The organism is Streptomyces mabaensis (assembly GCF_053763515.1).
The window spans coordinates 154,764-176,751 of the sequence record NZ_JBSOPZ010000013.1 but is presented as its reverse complement, the minus strand read 5'-3'; the positions used below and the strand labels follow the sequence as shown (position 1 = coordinate 176,751).

Genomic DNA, 21,988 nt, shown 5'->3' with positions numbered 1-21,988 from the left:
GGCCTCCCTCAGTAGGCGAGCCGGGTAGTGGAATCCAGCACCGAGTAGGTCGCATCGTCGAGGACCCATACGGAGTCGGTCGCCGAGCGGCTGGTGTGGAACTGGATCACGTGGGACGCGTGGCGGATCGTCTCGGTGTAGCCCTCGATCGTGACCCGCAGCGTCGACGACGGCGCCTGGGCGGGCAGGCCTGTGACGGAGAAGTAGCTGCTGACGTCGCCGTCGAGGATGTTCGGGTAGGCGGCCAGCGTGTACGCCTCGACCGCGACCTGGCGCAGCTCCGGGGGCGGGTCGGCGTAGCGGCTGATCGTCCAGTTCGCCGCGTCGAGGACGGCGAGGTCGGACGTCTTGAGGATGGACAGCTCGCGCTCGATGGTGCCGTAGGTGTCGCGCGATGCCTGGTTGAGGATGCGCTGGGTGGCGCCGCCGGGGCGGGACGCGACGATCGTGTTGACCTGCTTCTGGTCATCGTCGGAGATTTCGACGTCGCCGGTGACGAGGTCGGCGTAGCTGACCGTGAACACCTCGCTCAACGGGTCCGGGTTGTACCGGACATCGCGCCCTTGGTAGGCGAGCCCGTAGCCGTTGCGCTGGGCAATGAGCTTCGCGGCTTCGGTCTGCTCAACCTCCTTCATCCGCGCCAGCGCAGTGGAGCCGCCCTGCCCCTGGCCGGCGACCGGGTCGTGCACGACGCCGGTGACCGTCACCGAGGAGACGCCCGCGTAGGAGGCGAGGCGCTGGATCCGCGCGTCGCCGTCCTCCCCCGAGTGGGCGGTGGTGCCCGAGGTGTAGTGCGCGGCCAGTGCCGCACCGAGCGATGCGGACGGGGTGGTGTATATGGCCAGGTGGCTGATGCTGCCTGCCCATAGTCGGCCGTTGCTGTAGCCGCCTACCGACAGGTTCCGGAGCCGGTACATCAGTTCAACGGTGCCGACCGCCACGAGGACGCCGTCGATCCAGACGTCCTGCGCCTGCTCGTCGTACACCAGGTGGTGCATGACGCCGTTGGCGAGATTGCCGCTCGTTGTCCCCACGATCGTGACCGGCGGGCCCCACAGCGCGTACTCGATCTGCAGCACGCCAGAGGCGTCGAGTGCGAAGATCAGTTGCTTCTCTTCGTCGGTTGAGGTGAGCGCGAAGATGACCCGGCTCACGGTCGACGTGCTGAACCAGCACTCGAAGTGGTGCCACTCGGTGGACGACCGGGACTCGAAGGTGGGCCCCAGGTTAGCCGTCAGGTACTTCCCGGCCGATGACGATGCGGGCGTGAAGGTGGGCACCTGGTCGCCGGCCGCCGCTGGCCCGTCGGCCGAGGCGAACTGCAGGGTGCCGCCGGTCAGGGCCTGCGTGATGCCGAGCGGCCCGGCTGTGACCCCAGACAGGTCTCCGCCCGAGATGGAGTCGGACGGCTCGGTCAGGGGGTAGTAGGCGATCGGCGCGTCAAGGAGGATCTCCTCGGCCAGGCAGGACCGCAGGTTCGGCTGGCGGTTGAGCCGCTTGAACAGATCAGTGCAGGTGATCGTGGCCGTGGCGTACAGGCCCTGCCACTTGGTGGGCCAGTCGTTGACCATGCCCCAGAACCGGTGATGATCCCTCGGCGCCACCGGGTCGAACGTGGTCGCGGCCGCGCCGTCCTCGATCTGGCAGGAGTCCACCCACACCACGTCGCCGGCGGCCGGCGTGCCGACCGCGCGGACCCGCACCTGGTGCGAGGTGGACGTCGCCGTGAACGTGACGGTGATCCGCTGGAAGGCGTCGTTGATGGTGCTCTGGGAGCCGATGGCGCCGCCCGCCAGGGACAGCTGCACGGGGGCGTCCCCGGCCGGCACCCACACATAGGCGGAGAACGTGTACTGCTGGCCGATCTGCAGGCCGCAGATCGTGGGCGAAGTGACGGTCTGGGAGGCCACCGCGCCCCAGGTGATGAGCATCGCCTGCGCGCCGTGCTGCACATGCGTCGTCGAGACCACCCGGGTCGGCGTACCGGAAGACACCCAGTCCGTGACGCCCGACTCGAAGCTGGGGTTGGGCATCAGGTTCTTCGCGGTGGTGATGACCCGCACCCTGAGCGGCGTGTCCTTCTTGACGTTCGGGTGGTACGGCGACGACGCCAAGCCGGGGCTGAAGCGGCCGTCGCTGTTGTCGAGGGTGAGCGTGCAGGTCCCCGGCTGAATGTCGGACACCTCATCGGAGGCGCCGCGGTTGATGACCACACTGCTGTTGCGCACGTCAACGAACTCGGTGATGTCCGTCCACGTGATGCTGGCCAGCGCTGTCGAGACCGTAGACCCGAATCCGCACTCGACCACCAGCCGTGTCACCTAACCCACCCCCAACTGGACGTTCGCGCCGTAGGCCCGCTTCAGCTTCAGCAGCTGCCGCTGCGCCTCGCGGGCTGCGGCGAGGGGATCGGTGACACCGGTGATGGTGATCGGCGCGTGGATGACCACGGTGGTCGGCGCAGCTGCCGTCGGCCTCGCCACCGCCGAGCGTGCGGCGGATGCCCCGGCGCCGAGCTTCCCCTCGTTGAGGGACTGCATGAAGGCGAGTCCGTACTGGGCGACCGACTTGGCCCTCATCACGAACTCGCCGTTCGACACCCGCGCGAGGATGCTGTCCGAGGTGCCCGTGCCCGGTCCGCGGACCGGGCCGCCGCCGGGGTAGCCGACCAGGCCGCCCTGCGCGTATCCGAGCTGGGTTCCGTGCGACCCCTCCTTCCGGGCTTGCAGGTGGGTGATGACGTAGGTGTGCGCCGTCTTCCCGTTCAGGGCGTTCAGCTCACCCCTGGCCTTGCGGATCTTCGCTTGCAGGTCGGCGATGTTGGCCTTGAGCTTGGCCTGCTTCTCCGGCGGGACACTCTTCATCTGCGCCTTGGCCGTCGCAATCTGCGACTGCCAGTTCGCGATGTTCATCTTCAGCTTGTTCTGCGCCAGCTTCGGCGCCACCGATGCGGCGAACTTCCGGGTCTCCCCCTCGGCCGTGTGCAGGCCGGTGATGAAGGTGTTCTTGAACTTGTCGAACTCCCGGTTCGCGCCCTTCAGCTTGTCGCCGATGCCGGGGATCCAGCCGAAGGTGTGCGCGGCACCGGAGATGATCGCGTCGAGGGCGGTGAGTGCGCCGGTTGCCAGGTACCGGAAGCCCTGCACCAGGTGGGGCAGGTGCTCGATTCCGAAGGACACGAAGTCGAGGATTGCGACGGCGCCGATCCGGCTGAACTCCTGGATGCCCTGCTTGTTCTCCTGGACCGACCGCGACAGGCGCTGCAGCGGGCCGACCGCCTGGTCCATCTGGCTGAACGAGGGGAGCAGGGCGCCGCCGATCGCCGATGCCAGCTCCCGGGCCGTAGGCGCCATGATCGACAGAGTGTCGGACAAGGCCTTGACACCGAACCTGGCCTCCTTGAAGACCGGCATCAGCATCTTGAACACGGCGCCCAGGCCGTCCATCAGGGCGGCCGACGTCTTACCCGAGAGGCGCAGGAGCTCGCCGAAGAACGGGCCGAACGTGCGGGCCGCCTCGCCCGACAGCCGGCCGAGGGCGGGCAGGATCTTGTCGTTGATCGCGTAGAAGAGGCCGTCGAGGAACTGGGCGCTCCCCTGCACGCCGGTCTTCAGGCCCTCGAACATGCCGACCAGGCCACCGCCGCCCTTGCCGAGCAGGCCCGCGATGCCGGACGAGAGAGAACGCAGGGTCGGCTCGGACGCCGCGCCAAAGTCAAGGAACCCGCGGGCGAGGGATCCGAGGCCGCTCGTCAGGTCCTTGACGAAGATCGCGCCGAGCTTCATGTTCGCGGCGAAGTCCTTCTGGAAGCCGCTGTCTTTCAGCAGCTTTCCGGCGCCGCTCGCCGCCTCGCCGAAGCCCTTGCCCATCTCGGTCATGCCGCGGCCGAGCAGCTTCACGAACGGCGCTGCGTCCTTCACGGCCTGGGTGAACCCGGGCAGCATCGCCTTCTGAATGTCCTTGCCCAGCCCGGAGAACTGCGTCTTCAGCCCGACCAGTGCCTGGGTGAAACCGCGCGCCTCGGGGCTGAGTTTCTTCAGCGCTTCCTTGTACTTCTTCTTATCCGTGCTGGCCAGCGCTGCCGCCTCGCCGACGCCGGCGAACCCCAGCTTCAACGTGCCTGCGGCGACACCCGCGCCGACCATCATCGGGGCCAGCGCGCCGAGCGCGGGCAGCAGCGACAGGCCGGCGATCGCAGCCACGCCCATCATCGCGCCGCCGAGGCCGCCGCTTTTCCCGCCGACCTGCTCGGCCGCGTCACCCGCCGCGCCGCCGACGGCGCGCAGCGGTCCGGGCAGGCTGGTGAAGTCGCCCCGCATGGCGGCAGCGGCCTGGGCGGTGGTGAGGAACTGGCCGCGCAGGTTGCGCAGTCGGCCCTGCGCGTCCCGCGTGAATGGCAGCTGCGCCGGCATGCGGTTGATCTGGTTGCTCAGCTGGTTGGTGGCCCGGCTGGTGCCGCCGAGACTGCGCTGCACACGAGTCAGCGCACTGTCAGCCCGAGTCGCGAACCTCCGCGCCGCGATGGAGCTGTTGGTGAACGACGCGTCCAGACGGCGGTGCAGGCGGTGCGCACTGTCGCCTGCCCGGTTCAGGACCCGGCTCAGCCGGTCGTCTCCATCGAGGACGAACCGCATGACTCACCCCCCGCTACTGGCAGCGCGTTGCTGCTTCTGGTGTTCGTCGACCCAGGTCGCGAGGGTGTCGAAGTCCTCGATGGCGAGCCGGTCGACCTGCTCCGGTGGGATGTGCAGCACGTGCGCGAAGAGACCGAGGTAGGTCAGCCGTCGCTCGGCGAAGGACTCGCCTCGAGGAGCTCCCCGCCTTTTGGGTCCGTGGCTTGTCCGGTCGGGTCCGCGGTCAGTTCCTTGATGAGCGTCTCGGCGAACTGCCGGTCGTCCGCAGCTTCGAGGAGTTCCTCGAACGCGGTCGTGCGGGTCCCCTCGTCAGCCCGGAACGTCTCGGCGAAGTGCTCGGCGTACTGCCGGATCTCGCGGTCGTCCAGGCGGGCCCTCAGTTCGTCCTGGAACGGGTCGAAGTCGGCGTATGGCAGGGACGGGTTCGACCGCTTCTTGACCACCCATGCGACGGTGCGCATCGCGGTGACGTCGCCGTTGCCCATGGCGTCGAGCATCTCGGGCCAGCGGCGTGAGGCTGTCCGCTCGATGATCTGGATCTCGCTGGTACGGATCCTGCGGGCGTCGAACCGCTCCGGCTCGCCGTCCTCCGGCGAATACACGATGATCACTGCGCGCTCCTTCAGCCGCCCAGCGAGCGGCGTACATCGTCGGTAATGCGCGCCACTTCGGCGCGCATGCGGGGTTCGTGCTTGCGGACCGTCGCGTCCCACCAGGCAGGGGAGGCGTACTGCGTGGACCACCTGCGGCGGTTGCCGTACACGGGGTGCCGCCAGCGGGTGTCGTTCATCGCCTTCGGCATGCCGCGCAGGTCACGCGGCAGCGCGGAGCGGTCGATCCACACCCGGGCTCCGGGCTGGGCGCCGGTGCGGACGCTGATGCGGATCGCGCTGGCGATGGTCGCGCGCAGCGGCCTGGTCGTCGGGCTCGGTCCGCCCCGGCTGCGTCCGCCGTCGCTGCGAATGTTCAGCGTCCGCATGGTCCGCTCGAGGTCGTCCTTGAGCGGCTCAGCCGCGCGACGAATGCGGCGGGCGAAGTTCTGCTGCAGGCGCGGCCCGCCGGCCGCCCGCAGCCGACGGCTGAACTGAAGAAGCGTCGTCGTGTTGAGGATGCGGATCTCGCCGACGGCCATGGCCGTCACCTCCTACAGCGTGACGTCCGAGGACATGTACTCGATCTTGGGCAGGTTCGTGCCGTCGAAGTACCCGGTGAACTGCAGTGTGGGCTTGACGACATCGAAGCCGTCGATCGTCGGGGGCGCTTCGTCGAACTTGATTGCGGGCGCGACGATGCGGAAGGTCTCGTTGTGGGGGGCCGCGATGATCGGACCGAGGAACTCCCACACGAACGACGTCGCAGCGTCGCTGGTGTGCAGGTCGTCCAGGGTGGTGCTCACGTAGTCCATCTCCAGCGAACCAGTGATCTTCGTCAGGTCGTTGGAGATGGGCTCCTTCTTCAGCCCGGCCTGCCCGGCGTAGAACCGGTCTACAGCCAGCCCGCGTTCGATCTTCACGGACACCTTGCGGATCCCGTCCAGCGCAGTCTCCGTGCCGAAGGTGCCGGCCTTGACCGCCATCTGCGCGAAGTGGAACGGGGCCACCGCCGGGTAGCTGGCGACCGCCAGGGTCTGGGTCTCGTCGCAGTCCTTGCCGTCGATCTCCAGTGACATGGTCAGCATGCCGCCGACCTCGCAGGAGAACTCAGCCGAGATGATCTTGCAGCCGACGAACGTCTTGTCCGTCACGATGCCCGTGGTCAGCGGGACGCCCTTCTGGATCGTCAGGCTCTTGCCCGCGACGTCCGCCAGGGTGTGCGTCTGCAGGTAGGCCGCAGTGGCGCCCTGCTGCACCGGGGTCACGGTCGTACCCATCAGCGCCTGAAGGATGATCCCCATGCCCTTGTTGACGACCTCCAGCTCGACCGAGCCGGTGGCCTCCTTCTGGGTCAGCACCCGCCGCGAGGACAGCGCCAGCTGCCTGCCGGCCGCGATGCCCGCACTGACCGCGGTGGTCTTCTTGAGGACGAGGCTTTCCTTGCTGAACTCGTAGAACTTCGTCGGCGCCACGAAGGTGCCGTAGCTGGACTCGGCTGCGATGCCGAGCTGTGCGCCGAGACCGGATCCGATCGCCACGGGTCAGCCCTCCCTCTGCGACTTGGCCGCGATGGCCTTCTTGGGTTCGGGCGTGGGCTCCTCGAACGACTCCCACGCAGTGGTCTGGCAGACGTAGCCGGCGTACCGGGCGTCAGGTACCTCGACCACCTCGTCCGGCTGGACGGTGCGCTCCTCGCCGAGCTCCGGAACATTCACCGGGTTGCGGCCGATGTAGCGGACTTTCGCCACGGGACTACTCCTTCTGGGCATGGCGAACAGCCCGCACCGTGCGGGCTCCTCTGGTGTTGGTCAGATGCGGGCGCGGCAGGTGATGGTGAACGCGAGCGAGGCCTGCACGCCGTCGTTGTTGAAGTCCTGCCGGAGCACGATCCTGGTGATGTGCGCCCACTGGACGACGCCGCCCAGCGCCGGTGCGGCCGGCTTGGCGACGCTCGCGCGTAGCGCGTTCTCGACGACGGCGAGCAGCTCGTAGGCGCGGGCGCGGCGAACGCCGATGTCGTTGTCGCCGGACCAGGTGTCGAGCCAGCAGGCGATCGAGAAGTCGGAATCCCTGGACCGGGCGCCAGCGTAGGCGAACTGCTGGATCTCCTCGACCGCCTGCTCGCCGCCGTCCTGCCAGCCGATGACCACGATCTCCGAGTCGGCCATGTCGAGGGTGGGCGGGCCGTCGATGACCTGCACGCCACTCAGGCCCGCCTCGGCCCGGAGCAGGGCGAGGATCGCGTTGATTGCGGCAGGTACTGCTGAGGTAGCCATCTACGCAATCCCGGGCGGTAGTTGTTGCGGGCTGAGCAGCTGCATGGCCCGGTTCGGGATGGCGTATCCCAGGCCGGGGACCGGCTCGCTGACCTCGAAGTCACCGGTGCCGCGCTGCGGCCGGCCCGGTCCCTGCTGGGTGCGCCACAGGTGCTGCAGGATGATCCGGGCGGCGGAGGAGACGGAAGGCGGCACGATGCGCCGCCCGGCCGTGTACGTGACCCGCAGCGGCCCGCACAGCCGCCCGCCGTCCAGCCGGCGCACAATGCCGCTCGGCCCGTCGAGGTCGAGGCCGGCGGCCGCGTAGGACGTGCCGCCGGTGCGGATCGCAGCCACCGTCGTCAGCGACAGCGCCGGGACCTGCCGCAGCGCGAGCGCCTCGGCCAGGCGCACGTCGTGCACCTCGGTGACGGTGCGCACGATGACCGGGCCGACGAAGAATTCCACGGCCTCGGTGCAGGTGTTGATCCAATCGCGGATCTCGTCATCGTGCTGAGTGCCAGTCTGGTTCAGGTGCTTCTTGGCGTCGGCCAGCGACATTAGCGCTGGCGACGTCGCCTCCCGCACGTCGAACGCATCGCTGTACGCGCCGGCGTTGACGCCGGTGGCGACCCACCGCGTGGTGTGCCGACCGGCCTGCACCGTCGTGTAGTCGTAGGCGTAGTTGCCCGTGGTCACCGGGGCGAGGGGGGAGACCACCGTGGTGGTGCTGTCCGGCAAGGTGATCGTCAAGGCCATGGAGCCGGCGTTGGCGAGCGCGCCCGTGGAGTCCTTCACGGTGGTACCCAAGGGCACCACCGCACCGAGGTCGAACATCGCTCAGCCTCCGTTCAACGTCGGGCCCGTGCGGGCGAACGGGAAGAGCGCGCCGGCGGAACGCCAGGGCGCGTCCAGCTGGCCCGGCCGGGTGATGTTCAGCTGGTCGAACTCGGCGAAGTCGCTCACACCTGCGTCGCGGTGGGCCTCCATGAGTAGCGACAGATCCGACCCCGCCGCCCAGGCCGGTGTCGCCGCGGTACGCCGGGTTGTCCACGCCAGGCCGTCCGGGCTGGTCTCCCACAGCAGCGTCCCGCCGCCCTCCCGCAGCCGCAGCCACGCGTGCGCGACCGGGTCGTAGGCGGGGAACAGCGCGCCCCCGTCGGCGTATCCGATCCGCAGGTACAGGCCCATCGCGTTCTGTGCGGTGTCGATCAGGAACCCAGCGTCGGTGCCGCCCACCGAGCTGAGGACCAGGATCGAGCAGGCCGCCGTCGTCGCCCCGCCGCCGGCCGCGGGTGCGTAGGCGCGCATGGCGACCTGCCCGCCGGTCAGCGTGTAGATGCTCGCCGACCGGTACGCGGCGTAGCCGGTAGTGCACGGCACCCGCGCCCGGCCGCCGGCCTCCAGCGGATCGCCGTAGGACTGCGACCACTTGACCGGGTCGAGGACACCGTCGTCGAAGTTGTCCTGCAGGAGGCCGAGGCCGGGCATGATCGTCAGCCCTTGCCGGGGTTGCCGCGGCGGGGCCGGTCGGCGGTCTTCTGCGCGGCGGGTCGCCGCGCGGTGGCGGTCTCGGCCGGGGGTCGGGTGGCCTCGGGTGTCTCCAGGGGTTCGTCGCGAATCAGCTCGGCGCGGCGCCCGTCGGCCCACGCTGCGGCCTGCGGCCCGGGCAGGTCGATGACCTGCCCGGGCTCCCAGACGAAGCCGTCACCCGACACGCTGGTCAGCATGCGGATCAGGGGCATCAGGCACCGAGCCCCTGGTGGAGGTCGTTGACCTCACGCTCGGCTCGGGACTGTGCCGCCTCGACGGCGGCGTCCTGCGCGTCCTTGAGGGCCTTCACCTCGGCGTCCGGCTCGGACGACCCGACACCGTCCTCGGCCGGCCCGGAAGTGACGCCGCGGGCCGCGGTGTCGACCGCGCTCGCGGCCTGCACCGCGAGCTGCTCCTTGGCCGCGGCGAGCGCGACGTCCTTGTCGCCGATGAACTCGGGGTTGATCTGGTCCATGGATCCGTCCGGCCGCCGTGAGGCCATCACGATCCGGTCGTGGTCGCCCTGCTCGGCCGCCTTCGCGGTGGGCTTGTCCTGCAGCACGCCACTGTCCGGGGTGCTGTCCTTCTTCGGCGAGATCGCCATGCTGCGCTCTCCTTCGCTTGCGTGCCCCTGGGGGGCCTGAGGATCAGGTGGCGGAGTTGCGGTACGCGCGGTACGCGCTGGCGTCCTGCGGGGTGGCGTCCGCGCGGGAGAACGCGAGGAACCCGACCTGCAGGAAGTCGGCGTACCGCTCGGCCAGGCGCAGGGTCTGGATGTCGCGGACGTCGCGGATGAGGTAGCCGGCGAAGAAGTCGCCGAACAGGATGCTCTTCGCGTTCGCGGCCATCACCGGCATGTCCTGGTTGACGGTGTACCCGTAGCCGAGAATCCCGTCCGGGACGCCGACCTGAACGGACGGCTCCCACAGCGGCCGGTTCTGCGTGTCCTTGAGTTTGCGAACCTTCGCCAGAGACGCGTCGTTGAGCATGAACTGCGAGCGGCCGCTCTGGCGGTACGCGGGGTCCACGCTGTGGATGAGGTCGATCAGGTCGTCGTAGGTGACAGACGTGGTCTGACCGGTGGCGCCGGTGACGCCGATGGTCGCATTGGTCTGCACTCCCTCCGGCTGCGCGGTGCCAGTGCCGGTGGTGAAGTGGGTGTTCTGGATGCGGCCGATGCGCTCACCGAGCTTCCGCGCCAGCCAGGACTCCACATCGAATGCGCTGTCCTGCAGCAGCTGCAGGGATACCCGCACCAGCTTCGAGGTGTACATGAAGGCGCCGACGTCGTTCGTGCCGATCGTCACGTCCTGCTCGGTAACGGCGGTGTTCTCCGAGAGGATCGCTCCTACGTTCGCGGTGTCGTCGTTGGTCGGCCACGGCAGCGTCGCCCCGGTCTCCGTGGTGATGATCTCCGCGACGTTCCGCATGGCGCCGTAGAACTTCATCGTCTCGACCATCGTGGCCCGGAACGGTGCTGGCACCAGGTAGCCGCCGGCCGCGCCGGTCGCCACGCCCTGGGCGCGGAGCTCCTTGCCGTCCACCCAGCCGGTGCGCAGGGCCTGCCGCTCCTGCGAGTCGAGGTCCGCGGTGCCCACGCGCATCCAGCTGCGCCAGGCGTCGGTGTAGGCCTTCACGCCTTCCTCGCCGCCGTGGCGAGCGCGCGCCTCCTCGGCCTCCTCGGTGTCCGCCGAGGCGGTGACGACCTGGGAGTAGTCGACGGCGGAGAGGCGGGCGTGCCGCTCCTCGGTCTCGATCTCGGCAGACAGGCGCTCGACGTCGGCGAGCGCCGCGTCCCACGCGCTCTTGTCCTCGGCGGACAGCGGCGTGTCATCGCCGCGGGACTGGAAGACCTGGGCAGCAGACCAGGCGGTTGCCCGCTGGTCGAGCAGGCCCTGAAGTCGGTTGGGCATGTGTGCCTCCAGCACAAGTGGCCCCGTGCCGATGCGGCAGGGGCTGGGGATAGGGATGTGAGAGCGGCTACCGCGCCAGGCGGTAGCGGGCGGCGAGCGCCTCCATGCGCATCGCCTGACGGCCCCCAGTGGTCTCTCCCGGCTGGGTTGCGTCGGTGCCGCGAGTGGTCTCAGCCGGCTCGCGTCGGAAGTCGTTGAGTTCGGGCCGGTAGGCGGCCCGGCGGTCGAACGCTGCGTCATCGCCGCGGGCGGCCAGTGCCACCCCGACGGATCGCAGCCCGGCGTCGGTGTCCTCGTAGGCGGGGAACGTCACGGCGCTGACCTCGTACAGCTGCACCTCGCGGATGATGCGCAGCTCGGCCTCGGCCTTGTCGCCGCCGACGGTCTCGACATCGACGGTCTCCCAGTCGTCCTTGACGACCCGGAACCCGAAGCTCATGCCGGTCACGTTGCGGTTGTCGAGGTTCACCACCAGGTCGCCCACGTAGGACAGGCGCTCGTCCATGTCCGCATCGACGGCCAGGCCGACCTGGTCCTGGGCCAATCGGAGGGAGCCGGCCGATACTCGCGACACCACCAGGCGGGTGTCGTGATCGACGAGGAAACGGGCGTCGCCCTCGGCGATGGTCTTCGTGAAAGCACCGGCCGCGATCTCCTCGTAGAACCCCCAGGTCAGCGGGTTGCCGATTGCGGTCCGGCTGTTGAAGACGGCGGCGTGTCCCACGAACCCGCGGGTGCTGGCTCCGTCGTCGGCGGCCCGGAGCTCGACCCCGGCCGTGGCCAGGGCGAGATCCCGCCGCTCCTCATTCCTCGTCATCGCTCTCGCCTTCCTGCGTCAGCAGCCGATGCGCTTTGGCCAGATGGTCGGCAGCGCGTGCTGCCGCGTCGGCGGACGCGGGGGGCTCCGCGGCCTTCACAGTCGGGTCCGTGCCCAGCGGCGCCATGTACAGCGGCTGCAGGTGCATGTCGCCCTCGGGCCCTTCGAGCGGCGGCAGGTCCTCAAGCTCAAGGATGTTGTTGGCCGAGTAGGCCCCGGTGTCCCGCATCGCCCGATAGAACGTGGCTCGCGCAGCACTGTCGCCACGGAGCAGCCCGCCAAGCGCGTACTTCGCATACTGGTTGGCTGGCAGCAACTCCTTGGAGATGCGCTGCTCAGTCGGCGTGAGCCACGTCGGGGCCAGGTCCCAGGTCACAAACCCCTGCGCCTGCTGCTCCAGCCCGGTGCCCCACGACGTCGACTTCTCGGTGGACATGAGCAGGAACGGCGGAACGCCGAACATACGGGCCACCTCGGTCACCTGGAACTGGCGGCTCTCGAGGAACTGGCTGTCCTTGTACGGCATCGTCACCGGGTGGAAGCTGGCGCCGGAGTCGAGGACCGCGATGTCGTGCGCGGACTGATGCCCGGACAGCTTGGCCTTCCAGTTGGCCTTGAGCATCGCGGCCTGCTTCGCGTCCAGGCGCTGCTCGGTCTGCAGCACACCGGAGATCATGTTGCCGGAGCCGTACAGCTTGGCCGCGGACTTCTCCGCCGCCAGGCCCAGGCCGATGCCCTGCGCTGCTGCGCGGACCGGGGAGCAGCCGGTCACCCCGTCGTAGCCGAGCGCGGGCAGGTGCAGAATCTCCCGCGACGTCAGCCGCTGCCGCGCACCCTGGTCGTCCCTGACCCAGAAGACTTTCCCCCCGGGGTTCTCCGCGCTCGGCGCCTCGCGGTCGACCTTCACCCGGTCCGGGCGGATCGGCCACAGCTGCACAACCACGCCAGCACCGTTGCGGATCTTCTGCAGGTAGGCGTTACCCCAGAGCAGCCGGTGCACGTACACCAGTCGCCACAGCTCGAAGCGGGTTAGCTCCGGGTGCGGGTCGTCCAGCAGCGCAACGGACACCTTGTCCTTGGTGCCGGTGGTGTACGTATGCAGCGGCAGCGCTGCCGAGACGTTGGCCACGACCGACACGGCCCGCCACACGGCCGGCATGTGCAGCGCGCTGGTCTCGCTGACCTCAACCCCAGCGTCTACCTGCGTGCCGCCCATCATCTCAATCAGCGACTGAGAGGTCAGCGGGACAGCAGGATTCTCCACACTGCGGCGCTCGAAGAGTCCCAACAGGCTCACCGCGCACCTCCCTTCGGCTCAGGCTTGGGCCGCTTCGCCGTGGCCTGCTCGGCAACGGCGGCGCCCACCAAGCCGCCCAGGATCAGAGCAGCGGGCGGATAGATCAGCCACACGCCTACGAAGGCGCACAGCAGGCACAGCACTTCGAACACGGTCCAGGCTGCGGTCCTCACCACAGGTTCGGCGCCCCTTCCGGCTCAACGTCAGCCCGCTCCGCATGCCCCCACACCGCGAGGGTGGAGGCCACCACCGGGCTGATGTCGACGCTCACGCCGCGCCGTGCCCAGGCCCAGGCGTCGCCCAGCGGGCGCTTGTCCGCGCCAGCGAGAGCCGTAGCCAGCGGCGCCTGGTCGAGGTGCACCAGCGACTGGGAGGTGACCGCGTCGTAGAACTGGCCGCAGGCCTGGCCGACCTCGCGGACCTTCGGTTCGAGGAGGAGTTCCTCCTGGCCCTTGTCCTTGAGCGCCTTACGCAGCGGCGCAACCAGAGAGCCAGCGGGGCCGCCCGCGTCGACCACGACCGCGCACGGCTTCCACTTCTCCACCAGCTCGACCACGCGCTCGACCACCCACCCGGTGCCGGGCCGATGGTCGACGACCTCAACGTGCACCGCCGAGCCGTTCGCCCCAGCCGCACAGATCGCCGTGTGGCTGCGCTCCGGGGTGGTGTCTATGGCGAACGCCACCGGGTTCGCCATAGACGACGTGCCGTCCGCCAGAGCCCGCCACGCGTCCTCGCCGATGACCGACCACGTGTCGGCCGCATCGCTCGGATAGTTGCCCACGCCGAGCCGCTCCCGGGCGTATCCGTCTGGGCCCATCGACAGCCTCTCCCGCTCCGTCTTCTCCAGCGTCAGCCGGTAGCCGACCGCAGGGTTCGCCTTGAGGACGGACTCCGTGGCGTCGATGTCGTCATGGTCCGTGCAGCCCGGGCCGCACTCATTCGCGTGAGCGCTGATCGACCACTCAAAGTAAGCGAGGGAAGGATCCGGGTCGCCCGACTCCTGGGCAGCCAGAGCGCGACGGCGCAGCCGGGCCAGATGTACGGAGGGTGAGCCGATCCCGGCGCTGCCGAGATACCAGATCTGCGGATTGGCGACCGCGGCCATCGTCGGCATCAGCGCGCTCATCGCGTCATCGCCGAGGATCATGTCCTCGTCCAGCATGTTGCAGTCACCGGTGAAGCCCCGGCCGGAGCTGCCGGAGCGCGCGATGAACCGCAGCGTCTGCCCCGAGTGGAGCTCGATCGCTTCCTCACCGACCGTGTACCGGTAGGCTTTGACGCGTTTGTGCAGGTCAGGGCAGCCACGGATCAGGCGCTCGATCCGCTTGAACGCCTGCTTCGCCGTCTTGAACTCATGGGCGCTGTGCAGGATCAGCCGCTCGCCGCCGAGGAACAGGCCCCACAGCTCGCGGGCCTCGATGATCGCGCCCTTGCCGTTCTGCCTCGGGACGTTGACCGCCACCTCGAACGCGGCCCAGTTACCGGCCGCGTCCTCCCGCATCCCCTGGTCCAAGACGAACTGCTGCCACGGATCCAGGTGCAGCCCCGCCCGTGCCGCCAGGTCGACGGCTTCCTGCCCGGCACTGGACAGCCCGGTGCCGGGCACCGTGAGGATCCGGGGCGTCTGGGAGCCGTAGACGGGCTCGTCAGCCGAGGCGTTCCTGTGCTTCGGCACGGCGCTTGGCTCGCTGAGCAGTGAGCTCATCGACCGCATCCCCTTCCTCCCCGATGGGGGCCAGGGCGCGGAGCTTGGTCATGACGGCCGTCAGCTTGTCGGCGACGACAGCCTGTGACGTCGGGGCATCGTCGGCAGGGATGGCATCGAGCGCCTTGGCGAGACGGACAGCGACTGCGGCCAAGCCGGGGCTGACTTGCTCAACTCGGAGATTGTCAAGCTCAGCGCGGGTGGCCTCTTCGACGTCGTCCATGATCAGCACCCCCGTCACGGACTGTGACCGCCACTAATTCACTCAAAGCAAGATCACGGTGATTAGCGGGCAGCTACAGAGCGTCACTAAATCGCTGGCGTTGCGATCTTGAAATTAGGCCGCGCAAAAAACAGGGAGCGAAGGGCGTTTGGGTCGCCCGGTCCTGCGCTCAAGTTTTGATCCACTCTCTCCCCGAGGAGGACTCGCCGGCCCCGGTCGTGCTCGCGATTCGTGTTGATCGAATTCGCGGCGCGCGATCACCAGGCCCGCGATGACTGTGTGGTGACAGGGCGTGAGCCGCCCCGGCGGTGGTCTCGATACCAGCGTGTGACCACGCCCTCCATCTCCGTCTGCCGCATGTCCCTGACCCGCTGGCGGACGATGGCCTCGCCCGGGTCGACGACGACGATGCGGGCGCCGAGCCGCTTGTACCGGGCGTGCAGCTTGGGGCTAGGCATGGTGTGGATTAGGTACACGTCGACCTGGTCGAGGTGCCGCTCCGCCTCGTGGATGGCGGCCTGCCTGGCACGGTGCACGACGCGGAGCAGGGTGGGGTGGTGGTTGTGATGATCGGCGCCCGGGCCAGCCATCGCGAGCGCCATCAGGTCAAGGTCAATGACGATGTCCTCGGGCTTCGCGTGGGCCCGTATCCAGCTGCTCTTCCCCGCGGCCGGGGGCCCGGTGACGACGATCAGCACCGTGCGTCACCACCTTCGTGAGGCCCGGGCCTGCTTCACCGAGGCGCGGTTGCCGCGGGCCGAGTTGCACCGTCGGTGCGCTGACCGGGCGTTGGCCGGGGCGAGGAGGTCGCCGCCGCGGCTGAGCGGTACGAGGTGGTCGAGGGTGAAGGCCCACGGGCTACGGGACGCGGCCTCACCGCGGATGTCGTAGTCGATGTTGTGGCCGCAGATCCAGCAGGGCAGGCCGAGTGTGCGCTGCCAGGTGCAGAGCCGACGGTAGGGGCGCCCGTTGCGCGGGTTGCCAGCCACGGGCGCCACCTCGTTACCCTTCGGTCGGGATGGCCCACTCCTGGGGAGTGTCGAGCCCGTATGGCGAGTAGACGATGGTGTGGGGCCACGTGTCGCCGGGCACGGCGAAGACGAGCTTTCCTCGCACGCACTTGCCGGTGGTCAACGTGGTCTCTGCCGGATATTCCGGTTTGGGGAAGTCGTCGTAGGTGGTGCTCGATGCCTCGACGCGTGCGCCGTCTTCGTAGGCGATTGCCCACGGGGTGAAGTCAGCGGTCAATGTGCCTGTTGCGCTGCAGGTCTTGAGCTCGACGTAGGCCCACTCGTACCCCTTGGTGCCAGCCTCGTCCTCGGCCGATCCGACGGACTTGATGCCCTGCTTGTAGTCGAGGACGGTCACGTCGCCTTGGTAGGCGTCTTCTCCGGTGCTTTCGAAGGCCCAGGTCTCGCCCATCTTGAGGACCGGCTGGCGGGTGATGGTGGGCTCGGCTGCGGGGTCGCTGCTGGCTTCGGTAGGCGATGGGCTGGCGCTGGCGTCGGCCTTGGCGTCGCCGGTGTTGCCGCCGCAGGCGGTGAGCGGTACGAGGAATAGGGCCGCGGCTACGGCGGCTGTGCGGGTGCGCATGGTCCCCCCAGGACGTTGCGTGATGAGAGGGGACATCATGGCGGACCCGGGGCCATCTGGGGCGGGAACGGCGAAGGCTCCGACCGGAGGGGATGGGTCGAAGCCTTCATGAGTCGTGGCCGGCGGCGTGTGGGCACGCCGAACGTGGTTCGAGTGTTACACCCTGCGATCTAGCTGGTCAAGCGGCCTTGGATGCGAGTTGGGCTTGGAGTTCGTGCAGGTCTACGAGGGTGCGGCCGGCGTGGTCGTGGCCGTGGTGGGTGAGCTTGCCGCGGTGGAGCCAGACGCGGATGGTGCCGGGCTTTATCCCGGTGGCTGCCTGAGCGGCGTAGGGGTCAACGAGGACGGGCTCGGTCATGTCCCCATGGTGCCCCGGCCCATCAGCAGTTGCTCCACGAGTAGTCATCCGTCGCGTCGTCCACGCACTGCTGGAAGTCTTCCTTCCATCTGTCCAGCTCCTGCTGATCGAGTCCGTCGACGGCAGATTGCGCTGTGGCGCGGTCTGCGGCGCTGAAGCACTGAGGGTTCTGCAGGATGGCGTTGGCGGCGAGGCGGACGTTCTGCTGCTTACCTGCTTCGTCGTACTCGGGGGCCTGCTGTACGTCGTCAAGGGCTTGCGCGACGACCTGCTGGGCCTCCTTGCAGGCGGAGTTGGCAGGTTCGCCTGCGGGGCCGGTCATGCGACCGGCGAGAAAGCCACCGCCGACGAGGAGTGTTGCTGCGGCGGCGACGCTGACGACGCGGATCACGGACGGCATGGCTGATTCTCCCGCGCGAGGCATGGGGGCGGGCAGGGGGCGCCTGTCACAGTTCGTCGTCGATGCTCTGGCCATCACTGGCAGAAGTGCTGGAACGGGTAGTACCCGCCGCAGGGGGCGCAGTAGTAGGTGCGGTGGTCGGTGCGCAGGGCCCGGATGAGGGCATGGATGTGGCGTCGCATTGGGTCTCCTGGTGGTCTACAGCCCGGTCTACGGGTGGTCTACGACCCCTTCTGCGGGGCTCTGACCTGCGTCTACATGTTCAAGAGGGGCGTCCGGCGGGACGGGGGAGAGCAGAGCGGCTACCTCGGTGGCCTTGATGCCGCTGCGGCCGGTCTGGTCGCCGATCCGGAGGGACTTGTGGATGGGTACGCCGCAGTGGATGAGGAGCGCGCGCAGGCGCGTGTCGTCGAGGTGTGCGGCGGCGGGGCGGGCTTGGAATGCGTCGTAGAGCTCGCGGAGGTGGATGCCGGTCCGGTCGCCGATGAGGTGCTGGATGCCGGTGAGGAAGCGGCGTTGGAGCTCTTCGGTGGTGGGCGGTACGGGGCGGCCGGCGCGCCAGGCGGCGTACAGGTAGGCCGCGGCCGCGGCGGCGACGAGGCGGGGCTCCTGGTGGGCCATGCGCCAGGTGGTGAGTGCGCTGAGGGTGAGGCCTGTGCCGCGGGCGGTGATGGTCTTGCCTCGGGCTTGGAGGCCTTCGGCGAGCGCCCAGCTGCGGAGCCGGCTGTAGAGCTTGAGGTGGCCGGCGGTGATGCGGCGGGGGTGGATGCGGCGTGCGGCCCGGCGGGGCCTCCCGCCCCCGAAGACGGGTACGGGAGGCAGCTCGATGGTGTCGGCGTCGGGGTCGGTGGCCACGGGCCCGGTCAGGCGTTGCCGGCGAAGGTGGCGAGCATCTGGGCGAGGCTGCCGAAGAACGTGCCGACTTGGGCGCCGATCTGGGTTCCGGAGAGGGAGAGGCCGAGGCCGAGGCAGACGAAGCCGGGGAGGAGGTGGAGCTTTTTGTTCTTGTCGCCGTGCTTGAACATCCACCAGGCGATGCCGCCGAGGACGATGATCAGCAGGACGGAGATGGGGACGGATCCGCCGGTCCCGGCCGGGGCGTTGGGCGCCGCCATGGTGTGGGCTGCCGCGGTGTCGATGGCGGCGAGCAGGTTCGTGTTCATGGGGTCCTCAGTACGAGAAGGCGATGAGCGCGGTGACCGCGACGAGGGTGGCGAGCAGGGCGCGGCCGAGGAGCTTGTGGGCGCGGGTGCCGCTGGGGATGAGGCGCAGGAGTACGAGGGCGCCGAGGGTGCCGAGGAACGCGTGGTAGCCGATCGCGTGGTAGGTGATCACGACCGGCTGCCTCCGACGATCTCGCGGCGGATGTCGGTGGCTTCGCGGCGGGACAGGCCGAGTTCACTGCGGAGCTTGTCGATGGTCACCGGGCGGCCGGTGGCGCTGACCGCTTCCCGGTTGAGCTTGCGGGCCTGTCGCCGCAGTTCAGCGGGGGTGATGGTGACCGGCATGCTGACCATCTGGCGGGGTTCGTCGGCGGGCACGACGCTGGTCATGGCGGCGGTCGTCCCGTACTGCGGGCCGGCCTCGAGCGGTGGCCACGTGAGGGGCCGGAACTCCAGGGTGGCGATGGGTGGGATGACCACCTGCTCGGGCTCGGTGTCGGCCCGTTCGATGGTCACCTCCGTGGTCACTTCGTCGACCGCCTCGGGCTGGGTCTCGGGGCCCGCTGTGACCGGCGGCATGACCGGCGGGTCCGGGATGGCCAGCGTGCGGCCGGCCTTGGCGAGCGCCTCGTGCACCTGCCGCATGAGCGCACCGAAGGCCAGCAGCGCGGCCACTGGCGGCACGGCGGCGACGACGTACTCCAGGGGCTCGGCGCCCCAGCCGACGCCGGCGACGTTGAGTGCGATGGAGGCGAGCGATCCGGCTCCGGCGAGCAGGTAGGCGAACCAGTCGAACCGGCCGCGGAGGGCTGCACGGAGGATGAGTAGTTCGCCGGCGACGATGAACAGGTCGACGGTGCCGGGCCACGCCCAAGCGCGTAGGCCTGACAGGCCGTTGGCCGCGGCGACGTCGTGGAGGTGCTCGTAGGACAGCCAGAAGGCCGTGCCGGTCAGCGCCACGGTAACTGCCGCGGCGCCGGCCGCCAGGCCCTGGACGGGGTTGAGCTTCACGCTTGCACCGCCCGGAGGACGGTGAGCTCGCGTGCGAGGTGCCGGAGCTGTGCCGCGTGCTCGACGAGGGTGGCCGCGAGCTGGTCGAGCTGCTCGGGGTTGGAGGGGTAGCCGTCGCCGTCGATGCCCATCCAGACGAGCGGGGCGGTACCGGGGAACTTGTCGCCGATGTACGGCCGCTGCTCGAACGCCGCGATCATCGTCGTGACGGTGCCGCGGCTGGTCTCCGCCGTGAACTCCATCTCGGGCCCGAAGTGGGAGATGTCGATGCGGTACTGGGGTGTCTCGTCGTGACCGGCGCACCAGGCGGGGCAGGTGAGGACGACGTCGCCATGGTCGATGGTCTGCACCGTGACGGTGCGAGCCGCGGTCATCGGCCGGCCTCGGTGCGCGGGGCGCCGGCGGCCCGGTATCCGGTGGCCGGGTGCTCGGTGAGCCGTGTCCGGAGGTAGTCGGCGGACCATCCGGGGTCGTCGCCGCGGTTGAGGACGTTCTCCAGGGCGATGCGGGCGTGCATGACGCGGTCGGCGAGGATCCGGTCATGCACCTCCCCGTCGCCGGTGGTCGCCGGGTGCGGGATCGCGATCGCTTCGAGGACCGCTTCGAGGAGGACGCGGGTCTCGTTCACGCCGCACCTCCGGCGATCTTGCGGAGGATGAGGGCGTACTCGCCGCGGGTCACGTCGCGGTCGAGGCGGGGCGCGTGCTTGAGGACTTCGCGCTCGAGCTCGTCGGCGGCGTCGGTGCACAGGCCGTGCCGCTCGTTGGCGTACCGGAAGACGAGGGCGAGTCGGCGCCCCTCGTCCATGGCGGCGTGCGGCCGGGCGGTGGTGAGCCGGTCGGCGATCGCGGTGAGTACGGCGATCGCGTCGACGCTGGGCTGGGTGCGGGTCTCGCTCACCGGGCACCGCCGGCAGAGGTGATGCTTCCGGTGACGCCGGCCGGGGTGGCGCGCACCGTGGTGGTGCGGCCGCCGTGGCGGCGGATGGTGCCGACGGCGATGAGTCGCCGGGTGGGCTGGGGTGCGGCAAGATCTTCGATTGCGTGCGCAATAGACTGCGGCATAGCCGAGTCCTCCTTGCTGATACCAAGGCGGATGAGGTCAGGGAGTCAGGCGGCGCCCGGGCTCCTCCGGTGTTCGAGCACCGGAGGGAGCTGCCGTCTGGCTCCCGTTCTGCGTTATGCGGTTGTCGGGTCCGTTCGAGCGGGCCCGTTCTTCTTGATCGCCTGGTCCACGGTGGTCCAGCTCTTGCCGATGTCCTTGGCGACCTTGTAGACGCTGCCGAGTTCAGCGACGCCCTCGGCGAGGGCGGCGGCTCGGCGTTTGGCGGCTTGCGACATCTGGTCTTGGAGCTGTTCGAGCAGCTCGTCCTCCAGTCGTACACGATCCCGCCAGGGCTTCGTGTCCATCCCGTGCAGACTATCACGGGCCCCCCGTGATAGCGAGGGCGTGTGCATCAACTCGACTTCCGCGCCGCGCCGTTGGCAAGCGCCTCGCTCGTCAGGCGCATCGCCTCGCCGAGGTGGCGGACGCAGATCTTCAGTTCGGCGTGCGGGTCGACGGCTTCGGCCGTGCACTGGACGCCGCGGCCGGACAGCACGCGGCAGGTGACATAGGTGACGGCCATCAGGACGCCTGCCTCTCTTCGATGTCCTCGGCGCCTTGGTCGCCCCACTGGTTGGCGGCGAGGGCGAGCCAGGACTCGGGCGGGTAGACGGTGTTGCACCACTTGCACTCGACCTTGGCGGTGCCGTGCGGGACGCGCAGGACGGCGCCACAGATGACGCCGTCGGCGAAGACGGCGGGGCAGTTACCGAGGCGGAACGACGACTCGGGCGGGCTGACGACGGACAGCACGGACCGCTCAAGGCCGCGGATCTCCTCAGCGAACGCGCCAGCCATGGGCCAGCTGCTGGCGATCCATTCCAGGTTCTGGCTCAGCCCGCGGGCCGCCTTCTTGATCCGCTCCTCGGTGTTGCCGGGGATTGCGGGCTCGCCCCAGCCGCGGTCGGACTGCATCGCCGACCGCCAGTCTTCGAGGATGCCGACAATCCCGCCGGGCCCGCGGAGGTTCAGCACGGGTTCGACGATGGGCAGGGGCGCGTGTACGCGGTTGCTGCGGCCGAGCTCTGGCCGCCGGCCGCCGGGCTGGAGGAACGCGGCGAGAGCGGCGTACAGGCCCTGCATCCGGCCGAGGCGTTCGTCCGTCGCGCGGGTGCAGCCCGGGCAGAGGTAGCCGTCCTGCAAGTCGCGCTCGCACAGCCCGCACGATGCGGTCACGCTCGCTCCCGCATGGTGAGGGCGTCGCGCCAGTCGCGGACGGCGTGGTTCTTGAGCTGGCGGGCGAGGGCGGCCCGCGCGGCGCGTTCGCCGCGGCGGGAGTCGTAGGCGTCGAAGGTGAGCTGCAGGAGCAGCATCACGTAGGCGCCGAGGGTGGCGCCGAGGGCGAGGAGCTGGATCTCGTGGTCGGTCATGGCGGTGTCCTCCAGG

General features: G+C 69.5%; 34 protein-coding genes. All 34 read right to left on the bottom strand.

Going from position 1 to position 21,988, the window contains the following annotated elements; translation table 11 throughout:
- Positions 1-8: 8 nt before the first annotated feature.
- A complete protein-coding gene (locus tag ACWV17_RS14595; protein WP_455360026.1) occupies positions 9-2,321 on the bottom strand; it encodes a phage head spike fiber domain-containing protein in 2,313 nt (770 codons plus the stop codon).
- Positions 2,322-4,634 (bottom strand): hypothetical protein, encoded by a 2,313-nt coding sequence (locus tag ACWV17_RS14590; RefSeq protein ID WP_455360025.1) that lies wholly within the window; start codon positions 4,632-4,634, stop codon positions 2,322-2,324.
- A 143-nt stretch (positions 4,635-4,777) separates the two neighbouring features.
- Positions 4,778-5,245 carry a hypothetical protein gene (locus ACWV17_RS14585; RefSeq protein WP_455360024.1) on the bottom strand — a complete coding sequence of 156 codons (468 nt, stop codon included), beginning with the start codon at positions 5,243-5,245 and terminating at the stop codon, positions 4,778-4,780.
- Between the two features lie 11 nt (positions 5,246-5,256).
- On the bottom strand, positions 5,257-5,766 hold the full coding sequence (locus ACWV17_RS14580; RefSeq protein ID WP_455360039.1) for a hypothetical protein: 510 nt from the start codon (positions 5,764-5,766) through the stop codon (positions 5,257-5,259).
- Between the two features lie 12 nt (positions 5,767-5,778).
- Complete coding sequence (locus ACWV17_RS14575; protein WP_455360023.1) at positions 5,779-6,765, bottom strand: phage tail tube protein; 987 nt, start codon at positions 6,763-6,765, stop codon at positions 5,779-5,781.
- Between the two features lie 3 nt (positions 6,766-6,768).
- Positions 6,769-6,975, bottom strand: a complete 207-nt coding sequence (locus tag ACWV17_RS14570) for a hypothetical protein (protein WP_455360022.1) — start codon at positions 6,973-6,975, stop codon at positions 6,769-6,771.
- A gap of 60 nt (positions 6,976-7,035) precedes the next feature.
- Entirely contained in the window at positions 7,036-7,503 is a 468-nt protein-coding gene (locus ACWV17_RS14565; protein ID WP_455360021.1) for a hypothetical protein, read from the bottom strand.
- Positions 7,504-8,319: a hypothetical protein gene (locus ACWV17_RS14560; RefSeq protein ID WP_455360020.1), complete on the bottom strand. Its 816-nt coding sequence runs from the start codon at positions 8,317-8,319 to the stop codon at positions 7,504-7,506.
- Positions 8,320-8,322: 3 nt separating this feature from the next.
- The gene (locus ACWV17_RS14555; protein WP_455360019.1) at positions 8,323-8,973 is read right to left on the bottom strand and encodes a hypothetical protein; all 651 of its coding nucleotides are present in this window, start codon (positions 8,971-8,973) and stop codon (positions 8,323-8,325) included.
- Positions 8,974-8,978: 5 nt separating this feature from the next.
- Entirely contained in the window at positions 8,979-9,227 is a 249-nt protein-coding gene (locus ACWV17_RS14550) for a hypothetical protein (RefSeq protein WP_455360018.1), read from the bottom strand.
- The gene (locus tag ACWV17_RS14545) at positions 9,227-9,619 is read right to left on the bottom strand and encodes a hypothetical protein (protein ID WP_455360017.1); all 393 of its coding nucleotides are present in this window, start codon (positions 9,617-9,619) and stop codon (positions 9,227-9,229) included. Before ACWV17_RS14545 ends, ACWV17_RS14550 begins: the two co-directional genes overlap by 1 nt.
- A 43-nt stretch (positions 9,620-9,662) precedes the next feature.
- Positions 9,663-10,928: a phage major capsid protein gene (locus ACWV17_RS14540; RefSeq protein ID WP_455360016.1), complete on the bottom strand. Its 1,266-nt coding sequence runs from the start codon at positions 10,926-10,928 to the stop codon at positions 9,663-9,665.
- A gap of 67 nt (positions 10,929-10,995) precedes the next feature.
- Positions 10,996-11,745 (bottom strand): HK97 family phage prohead protease, encoded by a 750-nt coding sequence (locus tag ACWV17_RS14535; protein ID WP_455360015.1) that lies wholly within the window; start codon positions 11,743-11,745, stop codon positions 10,996-10,998.
- The gene (locus tag ACWV17_RS14530; protein WP_455360014.1) at positions 11,732-13,042 is read right to left on the bottom strand and encodes a phage portal protein; all 1,311 of its coding nucleotides are present in this window, start codon (positions 13,040-13,042) and stop codon (positions 11,732-11,734) included. Before ACWV17_RS14530 ends, ACWV17_RS14535 begins: the two co-directional genes overlap by 14 nt.
- The gene (locus tag ACWV17_RS14525) at positions 13,039-13,218 is read right to left on the bottom strand and encodes a hypothetical protein (protein WP_455360013.1); all 180 of its coding nucleotides are present in this window, start codon (positions 13,216-13,218) and stop codon (positions 13,039-13,041) included. The genes ACWV17_RS14530 and ACWV17_RS14525 overlap by 4 nt, the downstream gene beginning before the upstream one ends.
- Positions 13,212-14,720: a terminase gene (locus ACWV17_RS14520; protein WP_455360012.1), complete on the bottom strand. Its 1,509-nt coding sequence runs from the start codon at positions 14,718-14,720 to the stop codon at positions 13,212-13,214. The genes ACWV17_RS14525 and ACWV17_RS14520 overlap by 7 nt, the downstream gene beginning before the upstream one ends.
- Entirely contained in the window at positions 14,692-14,973 is a 282-nt protein-coding gene (locus tag ACWV17_RS14515) for a hypothetical protein (RefSeq protein WP_455360011.1), read from the bottom strand. Before ACWV17_RS14515 ends, ACWV17_RS14520 begins: the two co-directional genes overlap by 29 nt.
- Positions 14,974-15,230: 257 nt before the next feature.
- A complete protein-coding gene (locus ACWV17_RS14510) occupies positions 15,231-15,671 on the bottom strand; it encodes an AAA family ATPase (RefSeq protein ID WP_455360010.1) in 441 nt (146 codons plus the stop codon).
- Between the two features lie 6 nt (positions 15,672-15,677).
- The gene (locus ACWV17_RS14505) at positions 15,678-15,962 is read right to left on the bottom strand and encodes an HNH endonuclease (RefSeq protein ID WP_455360009.1); all 285 of its coding nucleotides are present in this window, start codon (positions 15,960-15,962) and stop codon (positions 15,678-15,680) included.
- Positions 15,963-15,975: 13 nt separating this feature from the next.
- Positions 15,976-16,566, bottom strand: coding sequence for a DUF4352 domain-containing protein (locus ACWV17_RS14500; RefSeq protein ID WP_455360008.1), 591 nt, complete (start codon positions 16,564-16,566; stop codon positions 15,976-15,978).
- Positions 16,567-16,744: 178 nt separating this feature from the next.
- Entirely contained in the window at positions 16,745-16,924 is a 180-nt protein-coding gene (locus ACWV17_RS14495) for a hypothetical protein (protein WP_455360007.1), read from the bottom strand.
- A gap of 22 nt (positions 16,925-16,946) precedes the next feature.
- Positions 16,947-17,324, bottom strand: a complete 378-nt coding sequence (locus ACWV17_RS14490) for a hypothetical protein (RefSeq protein ID WP_455360006.1) — start codon at positions 17,322-17,324, stop codon at positions 16,947-16,949.
- 210 nt (positions 17,325-17,534) lie between these two features.
- Positions 17,535-18,179 carry a hypothetical protein gene (locus ACWV17_RS14485; RefSeq protein WP_455360005.1) on the bottom strand — a complete coding sequence of 215 codons (645 nt, stop codon included), beginning with the start codon at positions 18,177-18,179 and terminating at the stop codon, positions 17,535-17,537.
- An 8-nt stretch (positions 18,180-18,187) separates the two neighbouring features.
- On the bottom strand, positions 18,188-18,487 hold the full coding sequence (locus tag ACWV17_RS14480; protein ID WP_455360004.1) for a hypothetical protein: 300 nt from the start codon (positions 18,485-18,487) through the stop codon (positions 18,188-18,190).
- 7 nt (positions 18,488-18,494) lie between these two features.
- On the bottom strand, positions 18,495-18,659 hold the full coding sequence (locus ACWV17_RS14475) for a hypothetical protein (RefSeq protein ID WP_455360003.1): 165 nt from the start codon (positions 18,657-18,659) through the stop codon (positions 18,495-18,497).
- The gene (locus ACWV17_RS14470) at positions 18,656-19,498 is read right to left on the bottom strand and encodes a DUF2637 domain-containing protein (protein ID WP_455360002.1); all 843 of its coding nucleotides are present in this window, start codon (positions 19,496-19,498) and stop codon (positions 18,656-18,658) included. The genes ACWV17_RS14475 and ACWV17_RS14470 overlap by 4 nt, the downstream gene beginning before the upstream one ends.
- Entirely contained in the window at positions 19,495-19,872 is a 378-nt protein-coding gene (locus tag ACWV17_RS14465; RefSeq protein WP_455360001.1) for a DUF6907 domain-containing protein, read from the bottom strand. Before ACWV17_RS14465 ends, ACWV17_RS14470 begins: the two co-directional genes overlap by 4 nt.
- The gene (locus ACWV17_RS14460) at positions 19,869-20,126 is read right to left on the bottom strand and encodes a hypothetical protein (protein WP_455360000.1); all 258 of its coding nucleotides are present in this window, start codon (positions 20,124-20,126) and stop codon (positions 19,869-19,871) included. Before ACWV17_RS14460 ends, ACWV17_RS14465 begins: the two co-directional genes overlap by 4 nt.
- Complete coding sequence (locus tag ACWV17_RS14455) at positions 20,123-20,398, bottom strand: hypothetical protein (protein WP_455359999.1); 276 nt, start codon at positions 20,396-20,398, stop codon at positions 20,123-20,125. The genes ACWV17_RS14460 and ACWV17_RS14455 overlap by 4 nt, the downstream gene beginning before the upstream one ends.
- Positions 20,395-20,562 (bottom strand): hypothetical protein, encoded by a 168-nt coding sequence (locus tag ACWV17_RS14450; protein WP_455359998.1) that lies wholly within the window; start codon positions 20,560-20,562, stop codon positions 20,395-20,397. The genes ACWV17_RS14455 and ACWV17_RS14450 overlap by 4 nt, the downstream gene beginning before the upstream one ends.
- Positions 20,563-20,676: 114 nt before the next feature.
- The gene (locus tag ACWV17_RS14445; protein ID WP_455359997.1) at positions 20,677-20,907 is read right to left on the bottom strand and encodes a hypothetical protein; all 231 of its coding nucleotides are present in this window, start codon (positions 20,905-20,907) and stop codon (positions 20,677-20,679) included.
- Between the two features lie 47 nt (positions 20,908-20,954).
- Positions 20,955-21,125, bottom strand: a complete 171-nt coding sequence (locus ACWV17_RS14440; protein WP_455359996.1) for a hypothetical protein — start codon at positions 21,123-21,125, stop codon at positions 20,955-20,957.
- Positions 21,125-21,778, bottom strand: coding sequence for a hypothetical protein (locus tag ACWV17_RS14435; protein WP_455359995.1), 654 nt, complete (start codon positions 21,776-21,778; stop codon positions 21,125-21,127). The genes ACWV17_RS14440 and ACWV17_RS14435 overlap by 1 nt, the downstream gene beginning before the upstream one ends.
- The gene (locus ACWV17_RS14430) at positions 21,775-21,972 is read right to left on the bottom strand and encodes a hypothetical protein (RefSeq protein WP_455359994.1); all 198 of its coding nucleotides are present in this window, start codon (positions 21,970-21,972) and stop codon (positions 21,775-21,777) included. Before ACWV17_RS14430 ends, ACWV17_RS14435 begins: the two co-directional genes overlap by 4 nt.
- Positions 21,973-21,988: the final 16 nt, after the last annotated feature.

Excerpts from the sequence above, each read along its gene's own strand:
- ACWV17_RS14590 (WP_455360025.1), bottom strand. The coding sequence starts at position 4,634 with ATGCGGTTCGTCCTCGATGGAGACGACCGGCTGAGCCGGGTCCTGAAC.
- ACWV17_RS14580 (WP_455360039.1), bottom strand. The coding sequence starts at position 5,766 with ATGGCCGTCGGCGAGATCCGCATCCTCAACACGACGACGCTTCTTCAG.
- ACWV17_RS14565 (WP_455360021.1), bottom strand. The coding sequence starts at position 7,503 with ATGGCTACCTCAGCAGTACCTGCCGCAATCAACGCGATCCTCGCCCTG.
- ACWV17_RS14560 (WP_455360020.1), bottom strand. The coding sequence starts at position 8,319 with ATGTTCGACCTCGGTGCGGTGGTGCCCTTGGGTACCACCGTGAAGGAC.
- ACWV17_RS14555 (WP_455360019.1), bottom strand. The coding sequence starts at position 8,973 with ATGCCCGGCCTCGGCCTCCTGCAGGACAACTTCGACGACGGTGTCCTC.
- ACWV17_RS14550 (WP_455360018.1), bottom strand. The coding sequence starts at position 9,227 with ATGCCCCTGATCCGCATGCTGACCAGCGTGTCGGGTGACGGCTTCGTC.
- ACWV17_RS14545 (WP_455360017.1), bottom strand. The coding sequence starts at position 9,619 with ATGGCGATCTCGCCGAAGAAGGACAGCACCCCGGACAGTGGCGTGCTG.
- ACWV17_RS14540 (WP_455360016.1), bottom strand. The coding sequence starts at position 10,928 with ATGCCCAACCGACTTCAGGGCCTGCTCGACCAGCGGGCAACCGCCTGG.
- ACWV17_RS14535 (WP_455360015.1), bottom strand. The coding sequence starts at position 11,745 with ATGACGAGGAATGAGGAGCGGCGGGATCTCGCCCTGGCCACGGCCGGG.
- ACWV17_RS14515 (WP_455360011.1), bottom strand. The coding sequence starts at position 14,973 with ATGGACGACGTCGAAGAGGCCACCCGCGCTGAGCTTGACAATCTCCGA.
- ACWV17_RS14500 (WP_455360008.1), bottom strand. The coding sequence starts at position 16,566 with ATGCGCACCCGCACAGCCGCCGTAGCCGCGGCCCTATTCCTCGTACCG.
- ACWV17_RS14495 (WP_455360007.1), bottom strand. The coding sequence starts at position 16,924 with ATGACCGAGCCCGTCCTCGTTGACCCCTACGCCGCTCAGGCAGCCACC.
- ACWV17_RS14490 (WP_455360006.1), bottom strand. The coding sequence starts at position 17,324 with ATGCCGTCCGTGATCCGCGTCGTCAGCGTCGCCGCCGCAGCAACACTC.
- ACWV17_RS14480 (WP_455360004.1), bottom strand. The coding sequence starts at position 18,487 with ATGAACACGAACCTGCTCGCCGCCATCGACACCGCGGCAGCCCACACC.
- ACWV17_RS14465 (WP_455360001.1), bottom strand. The coding sequence starts at position 19,872 with ATGACCGCGGCTCGCACCGTCACGGTGCAGACCATCGACCATGGCGAC.
- ACWV17_RS14450 (WP_455359998.1), bottom strand. The coding sequence starts at position 20,562 with ATGCCGCAGTCTATTGCGCACGCAATCGAAGATCTTGCCGCACCCCAG.
- ACWV17_RS14445 (WP_455359997.1), bottom strand. The coding sequence starts at position 20,907 with ATGGACACGAAGCCCTGGCGGGATCGTGTACGACTGGAGGACGAGCTG.
- ACWV17_RS14440 (WP_455359996.1), bottom strand. The coding sequence starts at position 21,125 with ATGGCCGTCACCTATGTCACCTGCCGCGTGCTGTCCGGCCGCGGCGTC.
- ACWV17_RS14430 (WP_455359994.1), bottom strand. The coding sequence starts at position 21,972 with ATGACCGACCACGAGATCCAGCTCCTCGCCCTCGGCGCCACCCTCGGC.